Source organism: Nitrospiraceae bacterium (genome assembly GCA_020632595.1).
In the GTDB taxonomy this organism is placed as follows: domain Bacteria; phylum Nitrospirota; class Nitrospiria; order Nitrospirales; family UBA8639; genus Nitrospira_E.
The window spans coordinates 163,806-177,671 of sequence record JACKFF010000008.1; the positions used below are offsets into that span (position 1 = coordinate 163,806).

Sequence of the window (13,866 nt, forward strand, 5' to 3'; positions counted from 1 at the left end):
AACATTATGAGTAAAATTTACGATGCGCTGCAGATTGCCTATGGAGAAAAGCTGGCTGCCGCCAATGAGGTAAAAAAGGAGTCAATAGAAGTTCCTTCTGTATCGATCCCGTCTCCCTCTTTATTACAAGTTAGAAATACAACGTCTTGTCCAAGGCTTTATAATGAGTCCGAATTGATGGTCATGGCACAAAATATTGCCGCATTGCTTCCAAGCCCTGACAAAAACGTCATTCAGTTCATCGGGTCGAGAAGGGGAGAAGGCACTTCCACCCTTGTTCGGGAATTTGCTCTGGTTTCCTCTCAGCACAGCAATAAGCCTGTTCTTCTAGTCGAAGCAGATCTTATGCAGCCTTGTCAGTATCAGGCATTCGGAATCGAGGCCAAATCCCCTCTGGATCATGTATTAAAAGATGGGAAGGCTCTTGAGGGTGTCGTTTCTCAGGTTGAACAATCGAATCTTTTTCTAGCGACATTATCTTCTAAAGTTCAGTCAGCTCTCACAACACGAACTTTTTATAATCCTACCGATATGTGGAAAATTGTTCGTGAACAGTTTTCCCTCATTCTCATAGATTCTTCTCCGGCCAATGTTACTGCAGATAGCTTGGCGCTTTGTGAAACCGTTGATGGTATTGTGCTGGTGGTTGAGGCAGAAAAAACCCGATCGGCTGTGGCAAAAAAAGTCAGAGATCAGATTCTTATGCAGGAAGGAAATCTGCTTGGCATGGTGTTTACAAAACGGCACTTGTACATCCCGGAATCTCTTTATAAATTTATTTAGATTTTCCCTTTTCGGGTAACTCTGCATGTTCCTCCCTAATTTTGTGATTATTAATTCCTTTCTCCATTGTTTCCTTTAAAAAACACGTCTGCAGTAGGATCTGTTCTATTCGGGCGTCCTCCCTTTCCAGTGTGCCAAATTTCTGTCATTGGTTCTAAAGTACGTTCCCAGTTTTAGAAAGCTCTATATGCTAATAGGCGTCACTTTATCGAGATAGCCTAATATCTCCAATCTTTTTAGGGGACAGAAGGCAGACACACATCACGCCGGAGGAAAATATAACATCCAAAGAGCAGGCTGACTAGAATCATGGTTGTCCGGGTGCTATGGAATCCTTCGATTAACTGCGTCGTCAACTCACTGAGGCAGCCGAGACCAAGATAGAGTAAGTAACCCCAGAATGCCCATAGGGTTTTTTTCAAAAAACCATATCCCAGTACCCAATGGATAAACGGGTGTTGGTATTTCACAAATTCTCCTCTCCATCCGCTGAATGTAGTGCCAAAAACCTTGAGTGCATAGTGAGGGTAGCTTGCTATCCATACTAAATCCAAGGTGCCTGCCAGGATTAAAAGCATCCCGAATAATTGTATGTCCCGTCCCCGAACTAGAAACGGTCGGAACGAATGTTTCTGAGCAATCATCTCCCCAAAAAAGTCAGACGAAGAAAGTGCTTTCAAAAGAGGACTACACTTTTTTTAGCAACGATTGATTCTATGAATAGGAATAATATTTAGAGTCCTTCTTAGGTTTAGGAAGATTGTAAAGTATTTTCTATATCGTTCACGATCTCTGGCGACAGTGGCTTTTGTCTCGGATCATATCTGGCAATGACAGTTCCCTTGCGGTTAATAAGGAATTTTTGGAAATTCCATGTAATCTCACCTTTAAAGTTGGTGTCTTCGGTGAGATAGCGATAGAGGGGGTGCTTCTGTTCTCCCAGTACAGTGATTTTACTAAACAACGGAAATTCCAAGGAATACTTTGTATAGCAAAATTCCGCGATTTCCTTGTTGTCTCCAGGTTCCTGTTTGCCAAAGTCATTTGCGGGAAAGGCCAAAATCGTAAATCCCTGGTCACGGTATCGTTCATATAACGTTTGTAGTCCGGCATATTGCGGCGTATTTCCACAAAAGCTTGCCGTATTTACGATCATAATGACTTGTCCCTTGAACTCGCTAAGTGAGCGTGGTTTATTCTCAATATCTTCCATGATGAAGTCGTAAATCTGTGATGGGGTCTTATCCTTTGTGATATCGATTTTTGACGGTTGTTGGTCCGAAGGGCTTACTTGAGGCGGAGGTTCATTGGCAACGGCTTCTCCTAAAGGGGTGGTATAGTCTTGGCCGCATCCGCCAAGAATTGCCAGACCACACAAGCTGGCTAAAAAGGCATAACGCGGAGCGAATGGATTTGGGTTTGGCATGTTGGATCCTCCAAAAATAGACAATCAGTCATTGTTTTACTCCAGTGTAATTCTCAACTTCCGGTCAGAGCAATTGGCCTGGATGAAATGTCAATAGTGTCATCATGTGTTCGGCCATTTTCTAATAAACACGCAGAGGGTTCTAGGGAAAGCTGAAGACATCGGTGCTTGAAGATAGAATCGGAGAATTCATGAACCAACGTTTCTCTATGGTTCAATGCCGTTTTATTATCATATCCTTCTAGTCCTTGAGGCGTAAAAGGAAAAGGACGAAACCTTAGACAATATGCCGTGAAGAGAGGCTATGGAATAGGGTGGAGGCATGCAAGGTGAAGGAAGGAATCTTTCATATCATGAGCCAGGCAAAGCCCAGGCAAGTGTGAAGCCTTTCTGAGGTACGTTGTTTTGTAAGATTCCGTGAAAATTTCCATTAACCTTTAGCCCGAGTGTGAATCTTCAAGCCAAGGAAAGATTTGCTTGAGGATCAGGTCCTTCTTGCCGACCCCACCAATGAATTGCTTGAATTCCCCATTCACAAATAGGGCTAAGGTGGGAAGAGATTGAATCTCTAATTCGCCGGGAATAAGGAAATTTTCCTGCACGTTCATTGCAAGTATGAGAAGGCGTTTCCCAAACTCTTTCTGGATGTGTTCCAATTCTTTGGACAGAGCTCGGCAATGTCCACAGCCTGGTTGCCAAAATTCCACTAAAACCGGCACGGTCGATTTTTCGATTATCCCATCAAATTCGCGGTCTTCAATGTTTGCAATCATCTCATTCATTATCCATTTATGCTGGTTACTGAGCCTGATAAAATAGGCATGCTTAAACCTAAAAACGGCAGTTGGCCATCTCGGAACCCTTCGACTGCCGCGGAAGCCGCGGTGCTCAGGGCGAACGGACTTTCACCCAAAGTGTGACCGCTTCGACACTCCGTTCGTGCTGAGGCTCTCGAAGCATGAACGGGCTAGCAGCCCTGTAACTGCCGTTTTTAGGTTAAAGCACGCGTCGCCTCTGCTATGGGGTGACATTAGTTCGTGGCAATTGGTTTTCGACCATCCGGGATTCGGGTCTGACAAGGGAGCTTTCCTTGTCCAACAAATGTCCATGGTAGGAGGAGTAATTGAATGAACCGCCAATCATACGCTTTCGGGATTGAGTGGGTTCAAAGCCTAGACCGCCTCTTAAAAGGTTTTGCCGGAAATCGTTTCCGAGTTGAGACACGAGCCCCCATTACCAGATGCGTTTCAATGACTCTCACCTGCAATCCCATGTTGCCCACTTGAACGGCGGCTCGATGACCTGCCGGATCGCTGCCGATACATAAAAAGCCAATTTTTTTGATAATCATCTGATTAAGCGGGTTGGGTTGATTAAAATTAATCTACGAACCACCTGCTACTCCAACACAATACTGTGCTGCACAAATTTTTTAATATTGGAATCGGTTGTCACGATCACCACCGTCCAAGGATATTTTGTGTCGCAAATCGCGTTCAGAATGGACTCCCTCTGGGAAGCAAAAATTTCATGAAGACCCCCATCGACAATAACCAGTTTCGGACGGGCGATCAGAACCCGGGCCAATAAGATTTGAATCGTTTGGCTTGGAGAAAAGTTTTTTCCGCCGTACTGAACCATGCCTTGTAATCCGTCAGGAATGTGTTCGATTTCCTCCTTTAGGCCCACCAAATCCAAAACCCACAACAAATCTTCTGTGGCCAGGTTTTTTCGTCTCAGGGTGATGTTTTCCATCAGGGTGGCTTCAAAGAGGGTCATATGTCGACTCAGGACGAGACCGCGGGTTTCATTGACCTCGTCGGGGTGGAGATCCCGGACATCGATGCCATTGTACCGGATGGATCCTTGCGGTGGATGATCCAATCCGGCCAACAGTCTGGACACCGTCAGCCGTTGGGATTCCGTGACACAGACGATGGCCCATTTTTCACTCGGCGCAAGGTCCATGTTGAGTTCCAGCGTAGGTGGCCATGGCGGTGGCAGGCCCCGTACATGGGAGATGGAAAGTGCCAATCCTTGTGGAGAGCCGGTGGCCGGCAGTTGGACAAATTGAGTGGTCGGTCTTTGATCCTTGGGGAGAGAGAAAATATGATGGATTTCGGTCAAGGCAGTTAAAAAATAAAAAATGACATACGTGCGTTTGATCACCGATTCCAAATTTAACAGGAGGGTGGCAATAATGACTTCCGCAGCAACGAGTTGACCGAGCGTCAGTTGCCCCTTGCTCATCAACCAGCCTGCTGTGCCTAACAGGCCGGTGTGCAGAATCACCTGAAAGAGCAGGGATCCGATGTATTGTCGTACCAGAATGCGAAAACGCGATTGTCGGGTATTGACATACGTGTGGGCCAGGGAATCGGCCTTTTGCAGAATAAGGTCATGGCTCAGGCTGGATTTAAAATGACTGAGGTTGTCGGCGATCTCCTGAAACCAATGGTAGGTGGCATATTTTGCCTCGGACATGTGGAGGGTCGCCCGGAGTCCTCCGTGCCCCAACATGCCAATGAAGCCCACTGCGATCAAGAGGAGAAGATCAAAGAAAAGAAAATACGGGTGATACAAGGCGAGCAAGGTCATGCCAATGACTCCTCCGACTGCCACATTGGTAAGATCCACCAATAGCGCGGCCACGGCTCGCTGCATAAAGATAATTTCAAAAAACCGGCTGGCGTATTCACTACGAAAATGGGTTTCCTGAATCGATGGAAAGGTTCGGGCAAAGGCCAGAGTGAACCGGACAAAGATACGGCGTTCAAGGAGATCCGTGGCGAAAAACTGAAGGGCTTTGAAAATCCCGACAAATAAAAGAATCCCGGCCATGATACTGACCAGGGTGACGACCATGATGGGTTGAATGGCGAAGGCAAAGGTATTCACCAGCTCCTGGACCGTGAGGGGAATAATCAGGGAAAAGAGGCCCACGGCCAAGGCATACATGATGATCGTGACCAGGATCTGGCGTTCCTGTCTGAAAAAGGTGGCCACATGGTGCAGCACTTCCTGATTCATGGATTGTCCGGAATGGGGAGAGCCATTGTGCATCGCGTGTCCTTGACAGTCCTCAGGTCACAGGTTGTGTCCATTCGCCGATAGCCCATGAATAAAAGGCTTTGGCTTGTTGATATTCGGCCTGTGCCAAAATGTGAATGATCTGTGCTTCGACCACATTTCGTTCACGAAGATTGACAAACAGTAGATTGGTGGCACCCATTTGAAAACGCTTTCGTTCACCCTTCACCAGGGAACGGGCATAGGTGAGGGATTGAGATGCCGCCTCAATGCGCTCTTTCGCCCGGTCCAGGGCCGAGCGGGCGTTTTCGATATCCAGGGCCACCTGCTGCACCCGGTACCGTTGCAGCCACAATAATCGTTCAGCCTTGGCCTCTAATTGAAGTTTTTGGCCGGTGGCGTCCTGTTGAAGAAAGGGAAAACTCAATTGCACGCCAAATCGATACCCCAGCCCCAGCACAAACTCTCCGGGTTTGCGTGTGGGTTCGGCCTCCGCACGAAGATCAGGCAGCAAGTTGTTTTTTGCCACGCCAAGATCAATATGGTTACGTGCGGCTTCAAGGGACACTTGAAGGATTTCGGGCCGGCGCTGTTGGGCCAACTCGGTCTCGGGATCTCCTCCTGCCGGCTGGCTTGACGCATTGAGTGCCGGGAATTCAGGAATCGAATGCCGGTCGAAGGAGAGCGGGGCATTATTGTTCCAGGTAAACAGGGACAGTTTAAACTGTTCCTGTTCGGCTTCCCGTTTGGACTTAATAAGATTTTCCAATCGACGTTGGACTTCCTGGTGGGCTTCGGTGACATCAAATTCCGCGACCGCCCCTGCTGCAGCCTGACGGGTGAGTTGCTGCAGACGTGCCTTGGCCACGTCCAAAGCTTCCTGCTGGAGGACCACAATCTTTCCTGACCCGACCCATTTCCAAAATTGTGTAGCCGCACCCAAATACAGGTCCTGACGGGTTTGTTGAATGTTCAGTGTCGCTTCCTGTTCAGCGAGTTTGGATTTTTCCAATTCGCCCCGTTCAGGGTTGGTTCCCAAGCCTCGAAGGAGCGGCAAAACGATACCGAGGAGAGGTTGATTCGTGCGTTGAACGCCAAGGTCGGCCACCTCCACGTCTCCGATACCGGTGCGCCAGCCAGCAAATCCTTGAACTCCCCAGGGATGGCGGGCCTGGATCAGCGTGTCGTTAAACCCAACACTCTTGGTCTGCCCGTCTTTCACCAGCCGTTCTAATTCCCAATCATTGACCAAGGTTGGTTCAAATGCTCCCATGGCTTTTAATAATTTGCCTTGCGCTTCCAGTTTTTCCGTCCGGCTTCCATGCAAAAGGGGATGTTGGGTTTCCACGAGTTCCAGCACGGTTTCCAGGTGTAGCGATCGGGATTGCTGGTATGCCGTAGGAGTTGCCTCCGGTCCTGGGTCAGCCCGGAGAAGAGGCGGAAGCAGTCCTAAAATTCCCAAGAGGCCTAACAAAATTACATGTGGTCTTGCCATGGGTGTCCTCCCTTGTAATTACCGCGAGTGGATGGTGTGGGATCTACCAAATAGAAGTTATTTCCCGGGTCTTCCGGCCTTGGGCAGAATGGACTGTGGCAACGCTATGCCATGTTCCTGGTAGTCAGCCGGGAAAAGGTTCACGCGGCGCCAAAGTTCGTACCAGAGAGGGACCCGGTTCAACAGGACCCAGCCCATGACTTGGGTGCCTTGCCGAACTTGATTTTGCGGCGGCCAAGGGGAGCCTGCCGGATCCGGAACCACCCAGAACCGGAAGCGACCTTGTGCGTCCGATGTCTGATCCACGACACGAATGCGGCCATCGAACGTGCCCGCCATCAATTCAGGCCAGGATGGTAAAGGAATTGCTGGTATGCCCTGAAACATCAGTAGCACGCTTCGATCCTGTCTGAGTAGTGGGGCATCCAACGCGTCCGCCCACATCTCCACAGCACGAGTAGCGGTGGTTGGAACGATCGTGACCAACGGATCGCCGGGATGTACGATTTCACCAGGGCCCACCCGGGCCATTCGCACCACCGTCCCATCCATGGGGGCGGTAATACGGCTGGCTGCCCGTCGCTGGACAGCATTGGACTGCGTCAAGGCCAGGTCGGCAAGTTCCTTCGAGGCATTGGCGGCTTCCGCCAGCGCCGAGGCCCGTTGTGACCGGGTGTCAAGAATTCGTTGAACCAGCTCGGCTTCAATTTGAGTCCGCCCGTACGACAGGGCCTTCCGGGATTGGCCTACCTCCTGAAGAGCTGCTTCACTGGCCCTGAGTTCTGCTTGGGCGCTCGCTTCCGCTTGGATGGCCAGTTCGAGATCCCGACGAGAGAGGAGGCCTTCGGCTTCTAATACCTGCGAGCGCTGTAAGTTCAGTTGAGCGGTCTGGGCTGATACTTTCGCGGCGGCCAGCCGTTGTTCGGCACTTTGGATTCGGCGGGAGGCTTCCTGCACTCGGGAATCAGCGGAGCGGGTGGCCGCGTCGCTGAGGTTTTTCATTTCCTGAATTTGTTTTTCCAATAGCTGGGCCCGAGTTAACGCGGCTTCTCGTCTCTCCTCCAGAGCCTGCATGGATTGGTCCAGGCGTGACAGCAGATCCGGGGCGAGAAATTTGGGATCGACATCGGCAAGTTCAAGCAGGAGATCACCTGTTTGTACCATTATGCCTTCGTTGATTTTCCAGGTCATGATGCGCCCTTCTATAGGAGCATGAACCTCCTGCGGTCGTTCAGCAGGGGAATAGGCGGATAGTTGGCCCTGAGCTGTAATTGTTTGGGTCCAGGGGACAAAGACAAGAATGAGAGTGAATAGAAGAAAAAAACCGATGGCGAGCCGGGTTGCGGAGTACAATTTTGTGGGTATTTTGACCGCTGCCCATGATTCATACTGTGGCGGACGACGGGTGACGCGTAGCGGGGAAAGGCCTTGGCCGGAAACGAGTTGAGAGCCAGATGGTTTTGTGGGTAAACGCTCGAGGTCCATCGCTTACTGGTTGTCCGCCAAGGTTTCCGGGGATTCACCCCACATGCGGCGAACCTCACCTAAAGTGAACGAAGATACGGGATCATATCCCAGAATGTGGTTCATGAATAACCTTTTCCGATATTCCATATTAGGATTTTCGGATCGCAAAGCCAAGTCCCGGCATACTCTTCAATGCCCCCCATTATCACCATTGGTCATTGACATAGACCAATTCATAATTTGTTCTTGAATCATTTAAAAAGTGAATGTATGCTTCCGCCATGGAATGGCTGAATTACCATCATCTGCTGTATTTCTGGGTGATCGCGCGGGAAGGCAGTATTAAGCGTGCCTGTGAAGAACTCAACCTCTCCCAACCGGCGTTGAGTGCTCAGCTTCGTGCCTTGGAAGAGACCTTAGGAGAAAAATTATTTGATCGAGTCGGGCGAACCCTCGTTTTGACCGAAATGGGCCATGTGGCGTACCGGTATGCCAGGGAAATCTTTTCACTCGGACAGGAGTTCACCAATCTTTTGAAAGGCCGACCGACTCATCGTCCCCTGAAATTAGTGGTGGGTATCGCTGAGGTAGTCCCCAAAATGGTGGCCTACAAATTGCTTGAATCGGTGTATGCCCTCCGCGAGCCTGTGCAAATCGTCTGTTGGGAAGGACGGTTGGACAGGTTATTAGGAGAATTAGCCCTGCATGCGTTGGATCTCGTGTTGGCTGATACCCCGATACCCTCCACTGTCAAAATCCAAGGGCACAGTCATCTTCTCGGAGAATCGGGAGTGGCGTTATTTGCCACGAAAAAAATTGCGGTCAAATATCGAAAAGGTTTTCCAAGTTCATTAATGGATGCCCCCTTTCTTCTGCCGACGAGTAATTCGATACTTCGTCGCGGGATGGATGAATGGTTTGCACGAATTGGGGTCGTTCCCAGAGTGATTGGAGAATTTGAAGATGGGGCCACCATGAAGGCATTCGGGGAGGCTGGAAAAGGCATTTTCCCGGGTTCAGCTGTCATGGCTAGAGAAATTGCCCGGCAATATGTGGTGCAAAAGGTCGGGAACGTTCCCGGTATTCGAGAGCAATTCTATGTCATCTCAGCTGAGCGACGCCTTAAACACCCTGGTGTGCTGGCCATTGTCGACTCAGCTGAAAAAACCATTTTTCGACGATCCGGTTCAACCTAAAAGATTTTTTTTGAAGTTCTTATTCCGTGAAAATATCTAAAATCACGTGCTGTCTTGCTTCGCTATTTCTATTAGAGGAGACCCAGGGCGATAGTCACTGGGGCTCACCACTTTCTAGCTATTTGGCATGGTTTTTTTCTTTGGCTCAAGGCCCTTCAGGGCTTTTGAAGGCTAAGAGACGTTGACCTTCCTGCCGGTGCATGGCAGCTAAATCCCGGAGTTCCCGAGCCGATTTCCAACGTGCAGAGGCCACATGCATGAGCATGGTCCGATGAAACCCTTTGGGATCCATATGCGGCTTAAGCATGAGGGAGGCCGCTCGCTGTTCAATGCGAACGGCTTCACTTTGTAACTCATCGGCTTGTTGATCATAGAGTTGTGCCATCTCAAGTAGATCGTTTCCGGTCCAGGGCTTCACATCTTCTGTCTCAGGTGTAGGCATGGCATAAGTCATCGGGGAAGACAAAAAGTTTTGTGAGGGTGATTCTGTAAAAAATAACACCAGCCCCGCTCCTCCCAAGACCCCCATCAACACATACGCAAAGGCTTTCATGTTGATCTCTCCTCGTTGGGTTAAAATGTTTGAAACACGGCCATTGTCGAAATGTTAACAATAAAATTTATAAGAATCTCTTATCGAGATGCAAATGGGGACTGCAGGGAATCACTATGACGTCGGGTTGTCTCCATCCTTCACCCCATCCCGAAGTGGGGAGTTTGTACCTGCTGAAGAAGGTCGACTGGAAGGAGGAGGTTCACCGACTCCGGCAGTCCACTCTTGAGCCAATTTCATGACTGCCTGATCAAGCGCCTCTTGGAGTGCGATCATCCTGACAGTCTCAAGAGCCCTTCCTTCTTCAGGATAAATTGCGCTGGTCATGGCAGACCCTCTCACTCTGGGATACCGGTTGGATGCCAAAGGGAAATCCAATTGTTCCAGGATTGCATGAGAGCGGCCTAGTGCCCGGAGAAGTAATTTTCCCGACCTGATGTCTAACAAACCTAATTCGACGGTCGCGTGGTTTTCCGTTTGCTGACCGTTGATGGCGCTAACTTCGGGGAGAAGGTCAAGGTGGGCGGGTCCCGTGGTTTCCTGATTGGCTGACAGGAGTACTAAAACCACATCAAGATCCCTGGAGGCTCTCAGTGAGTTCAGTTGGCTGACGTTCTCTCCGGAGGGGATGTCCTCCAGACGAATGACCTCTTCTACTGAAAGGGGGATCTGGTTTTGGACCTCCTGCTTCACCCTGGCCGCGAACTGTAACCAGCTATTGTCGGTCAGCGCCTGGTTGGCCCGGGAGTGGCCTGAGGACATGACGATGACCATACCAACCGGAAGCCGGTCGTGAGATTGAATTGAAAGCTTTTCCCGGATGATCGACGAAGAATTCAGCTCTTTTTCAAACTGCGTCTCCAGTCCGAGAGAGGAAGGGCCGGCGCACCCTCCCATCCAGAGCAAGGGTAACATCAAAAGAGGGAAAATTCTCCAGGAGGAAAGAAGAGCAGCTCGTGTTAAAACGCCACATAAACGGTCGGCCAAAGATGGTTTCTTTGATTGCATCTTTCGGATCTCCTTTTCAGTTGGGATCGGATTTTCAGATTCGTTGCCTTAAATACAGGGGGGGTTGGAAAACCTGCCGGATGGTGATCACGAGATAAGGGTGGGAGGACAATTTCGCCGAAATTCCCTCCCACCCAGCAAGTCCCTATGCTAGGGTCCAATCGACCTCCTCTTCCTCTTTACTGCTGTCGTTGCTGGCAATTGTCCAATCGGTCTCATCCTCGTCTGCATCTTCGGACTCACCCTGGGCCAGAGTCCAGTCAGGTTCATCCTCCTCCGACTCCTTAGCGTCCTTTTTGGCCAAGGTCCAGTCAGTGTCATCCTCGCTGGAGTCTCTGGTATCTTTGCCGGCTAGCGTCCAGTCCACCTCTGTCTCCTGTTTGTCCTCCTCGGTAGCCATGATCCAGGTGGATTTGCCGTCGGATACCGGCACCTGCCCGTTGCCTTCCTTGCCCCAGATTGTGCCTGCTTGAGTCCAAGCCAGCAGTCCGGCGAGAGCTAACGCAAATGTGTAAGTTATGGCTTTGGTTGGTGTCAGTTGAGTGTTCATTTTTAAATCCTCCAATAAAAGTGTGCAACCATCCGTCCCTGCTGTGAAAGTTTTATGTATTACTTCGTTATCCATGATTTATTAAATACTAATTATGTATATATAGACAAATACATAAAAATGTATATAAACATAAAAAAAATAGATGAATGAAAATGTTCGTAATTTCTTAAACATGAAGAGTGGCTTGGGGGCGGGATAGGGGATAGGTGTTCGTGCAGGTCCTGACGAGTATTGCCTGTTCATGCGGCTCCCAAGCCAAAACCTGAATGCTCATTATCGGAGGGGCTTTTAGCCTGGCCGTCATGGATTTCAATGAAAGGGAGTGTTGAATAATAAAGATGTTCAAGGGAAAATTTGCCCAGGATTAGATTTCTCATCAAAGGCTCCGGGTCGGTTCAAAAAAGTCCGTCCAGCAAGGCCGCAGCCGTTTTTACGCGCGGAGCGTACGCGTAGTACGTGAGCACGGAAAAAGGGCGAGAACGCCGCTGGCGGCTTTTTTCAACAGACCCTGAACGTGTGCGAGCCTGTCCAAAGAAATTTTTCCAGGCTACCGAGAAACACCCCCGGGAGGGTCGGGAGGAGGGCAGTCAGGGTTTTTCGAGGAAGCGGGATTCTGTAAGCATGGTGAAATTCATTCGGTAAGGAGCAGGTGCACAGGAGTTAGAATTGCGGGTTTTTCAAGTTCGTGACGCACCATGGTGAAGATTTGACGATCTTTACGAATGGTGGTGTGCCCTCGTTTCTTTAAGTTTCGAAGTGGCAGGATGAGACGGGGATTTGATTGTAATTGCTTTTTGTGGCGGTTAAGAAAGGCCCAATATAAATTGGTAATGGGGCAATTCGTTTTGGGGTTGAAGGCGCATCCGGTGCAGAAATCACTCATACGATTGATATAGGCTGCGCCCGAAATATACGGTTTGGTGGTCATGAAAGGACCTGTCCCGAAAGTTCCCATAGCCAAAACATTCGGTTCCACGACCCAATCAAAAGCATCAACATACGCCACCCAGAACCAATCGGTCAGTTCACGGGGAGATACATCGAGCAGGGTGGCAATATTCGCAAGGATCATGAGCCTGGTAATGTGGTGGGAATAGCCATGTTCCCAGACTTGTCCGATCACGTGATCAAGGCAATGCAGGCCGCTCGCTGTTCCCCAAAAGGCAGAGGGCAAAGGGTTCATGGCTCCCAGGAATGAAGGCGTCGCGCCTCCATTCAGACCGGATGCATTCCTGGAAGCCTTCCATGTTGGCTGGACCCATTTGTTGTATCCGGCATTACCAGGTATGTCTGCGCTGGGGAAGTGATTCCGGAACCCATCTGTTGCTTGATGGACATGCCGGACAAATTCACGCCAGCCTAGAACCTGCCGGATAAAACCTTCCTTGGAAGCCAAGGGGAGCTTTAAGGCTACAACGTCTTTGATCATCTGTCCGGGCAGCAAACGATGAATGTTGAGGAGGGCCGCCATGCGGGTATGAAAGAGCGTCTGTTCATTTTCGGCCATGGCATCCTCATAGGGACCGAAATGTGGAAGACAATGTGTTTTGGCCCAGTGCCATTGCCGGATGGCATCTTTTTTCGTTCCCGGAAGGAATTCCGGATGAAGCGTGCCGGGGTGGTCAGCAAATTGGGATTCAACGAGTGCCACGATCTCGGTCTTAATTGGATTGGTCGGAAAGCGGAGTTCCTTTGTAGGGCGCGGTCTTCCTTTCCAGGGCTTACGGTTTTCGGTATCGAAACTATATTTTCCGCCCATCGGGCGGGGACCGTCCATCAGGATGCCGGTGTGTTTTCGAACGAACCGATAGAAGGTATCCATGCGCCAGGGAGGCTGTGTCCCGGCGCCTTCCTCAAAGTCACGCCTGGAGGTCAACCAACCTTCATGAGGGATGAAGGTGACCAAACCTTTTTTGAGGAGCGGATCAAGATCCTGTTTGACTTCCAGTTCCGCGGGCTCCATGACCCGCAAAGAGCCTAAATCCTGAAGGAGGGGTTTTAATGTTTCTCGCAATGGTTCAGAGGTTGTTTGGTAGCGAACGGCCACACCCCGCTTTGCCTGTTCAATTGCGAAGTGACGCAGGTTGAGCAGATGAAAGGCAATTTTTTGCTTGTGGTAGGGTCTCCTTCTCAGCTTCCAATGCGACTCGATGAACACTACGCCGAGGTTGTGAGGATCTTCCCGGCTCAGGGGGCCCATGTCATCGGAAAGTTGGTCCTCCAAAACGAGAATCCAACTCCGCGTCCCTTCTTTGCTCGCATAGCCGTTCAGGGTTTTGAAAAATTCATCCATTCTTGGACGGACCATCCTTGGGAGTCAGGAATGAAACAGGGCTCAGGCCATCTCTGCATGAG

Annotated in this window: 12 protein-coding genes; 2 read left to right on the forward strand and 10 right to left on the reverse strand. The window is 49.9% G+C overall.

What is annotated here, in order from left to right:
• Positions 1-6: 6 nt before the first annotated feature.
• A complete protein-coding gene (locus H6750_14835; protein ID MCB9775584.1) occupies positions 7-783 on the forward strand; it encodes a hypothetical protein in 777 nt (258 codons plus the stop codon).
• 236 nt (positions 784-1,019) lie between these two features.
• Here the strand turns inward: H6750_14835 and H6750_14840 are convergent, their stop codons facing one another.
• The 6 genes from H6750_14840 to H6750_14865 form a co-directional block, all read right to left on the reverse strand.
• Positions 1,020-1,253, reverse strand: a complete 234-nt coding sequence (locus tag H6750_14840; GenBank protein MCB9775585.1) for a hypothetical protein — start codon at positions 1,251-1,253, stop codon at positions 1,020-1,022.
• A 281-nt stretch (positions 1,254-1,534) separates the two neighbouring features.
• Positions 1,535-2,209 carry a glutathione peroxidase gene (locus H6750_14845; protein MCB9775586.1) on the reverse strand — a complete coding sequence of 225 codons (675 nt, stop codon included), beginning with the start codon at positions 2,207-2,209 and terminating at the stop codon, positions 1,535-1,537.
• A gap of 437 nt (positions 2,210-2,646) precedes the next feature.
• Complete coding sequence (locus H6750_14850; GenBank protein MCB9775587.1) at positions 2,647-2,982, reverse strand: thiol reductase thioredoxin; 336 nt, start codon at positions 2,980-2,982, stop codon at positions 2,647-2,649.
• A 625-nt stretch (positions 2,983-3,607) separates the two neighbouring features.
• Positions 3,608-5,272, reverse strand: coding sequence for an ATP-binding cassette domain-containing protein (locus H6750_14855; protein MCB9775588.1), 1,665 nt, complete (start codon positions 5,270-5,272; stop codon positions 3,608-3,610).
• Positions 5,273-5,291: 19 nt separating this feature from the next.
• Positions 5,292-6,734: a TolC family protein gene (locus H6750_14860; protein MCB9775589.1), complete on the reverse strand. Its 1,443-nt coding sequence runs from the start codon at positions 6,732-6,734 to the stop codon at positions 5,292-5,294.
• Positions 6,735-6,791: 57 nt separating this feature from the next.
• The gene (locus H6750_14865; protein ID MCB9775590.1) at positions 6,792-8,219 is read right to left on the reverse strand and encodes an HlyD family efflux transporter periplasmic adaptor subunit; all 1,428 of its coding nucleotides are present in this window, start codon (positions 8,217-8,219) and stop codon (positions 6,792-6,794) included.
• A gap of 263 nt (positions 8,220-8,482) precedes the next feature.
• Here H6750_14865 and nhaR point away from each other — a divergent pair, with 263 nt between their 5' ends.
• Positions 8,483-9,397 (forward strand): transcriptional activator NhaR, encoded by a 915-nt coding sequence (gene nhaR / locus H6750_14870; GenBank protein ID MCB9775591.1) that lies wholly within the window; start codon positions 8,483-8,485, stop codon positions 9,395-9,397.
• 145 nt (positions 9,398-9,542) lie between these two features.
• On the opposite strand, the gene H6750_14875 is transcribed toward nhaR, so the two are convergent.
• The 4 genes from H6750_14875 to H6750_14890 form a co-directional block, all read right to left on the reverse strand.
• Positions 9,543-9,950 carry a hypothetical protein gene (locus H6750_14875; GenBank protein MCB9775592.1) on the reverse strand — a complete coding sequence of 136 codons (408 nt, stop codon included), beginning with the start codon at positions 9,948-9,950 and terminating at the stop codon, positions 9,543-9,545.
• Between the two features lie 114 nt (positions 9,951-10,064).
• Complete coding sequence (locus H6750_14880) at positions 10,065-10,958, reverse strand: hypothetical protein (protein MCB9775593.1); 894 nt, start codon at positions 10,956-10,958, stop codon at positions 10,065-10,067.
• A gap of 145 nt (positions 10,959-11,103) precedes the next feature.
• Positions 11,104-11,508, reverse strand: a complete 405-nt coding sequence (locus H6750_14885) for a hypothetical protein (GenBank protein MCB9775594.1) — start codon at positions 11,506-11,508, stop codon at positions 11,104-11,106.
• Between the two features lie 634 nt (positions 11,509-12,142).
• Positions 12,143-13,804, reverse strand: coding sequence for a cryptochrome/photolyase family protein (locus H6750_14890; GenBank protein MCB9775595.1), 1,662 nt, complete (start codon positions 13,802-13,804; stop codon positions 12,143-12,145).
• Positions 13,805-13,866 lie beyond the last annotated feature (62 nt).

Coding starts and splice junctions, on each gene's coding strand:
- H6750_14845 (MCB9775586.1), bottom strand. CDS start 2,209: ATGCCAAACCCAAATCCATTCGCTCCGCGTTATGCCTTTTTAGCCAGC.
- H6750_14860 (MCB9775589.1), bottom strand. CDS start 6,734: ATGGCAAGACCACATGTAATTTTGTTAGGCCTCTTGGGAATTTTAGGA.
- H6750_14875 (MCB9775592.1), bottom strand. CDS start 9,950: ATGAAAGCCTTTGCGTATGTGTTGATGGGGGTCTTGGGAGGAGCGGGG.
- H6750_14885 (MCB9775594.1), bottom strand. CDS start 11,508: ATGAACACTCAACTGACACCAACCAAAGCCATAACTTACACATTTGCG.
- H6750_14850 (MCB9775587.1), bottom strand. CDS start 2,982: ATGATTGCAAACATTGAAGACCGCGAATTTGATGGGATAATCGAAAAA.
- nhaR (MCB9775591.1), top strand. CDS start 8,483: ATGGAATGGCTGAATTACCATCATCTGCTGTATTTCTGGGTGATCGCG.
- H6750_14835 (MCB9775584.1), top strand. CDS start 7: ATGAGTAAAATTTACGATGCGCTGCAGATTGCCTATGGAGAAAAGCTG.
- H6750_14880 (MCB9775593.1), bottom strand. CDS start 10,958: ATGCAATCAAAGAAACCATCTTTGGCCGACCGTTTATGTGGCGTTTTA.
- H6750_14865 (MCB9775590.1), bottom strand. CDS start 8,219: ATGGACCTCGAGCGTTTACCCACAAAACCATCTGGCTCTCAACTCGTT.
- H6750_14890 (MCB9775595.1), bottom strand. CDS start 13,804: ATGGATGAATTTTTCAAAACCCTGAACGGCTATGCGAGCAAAGAAGGG.
- H6750_14855 (MCB9775588.1), bottom strand. CDS start 5,272: ATGCACAATGGCTCTCCCCATTCCGGACAATCCATGAATCAGGAAGTG.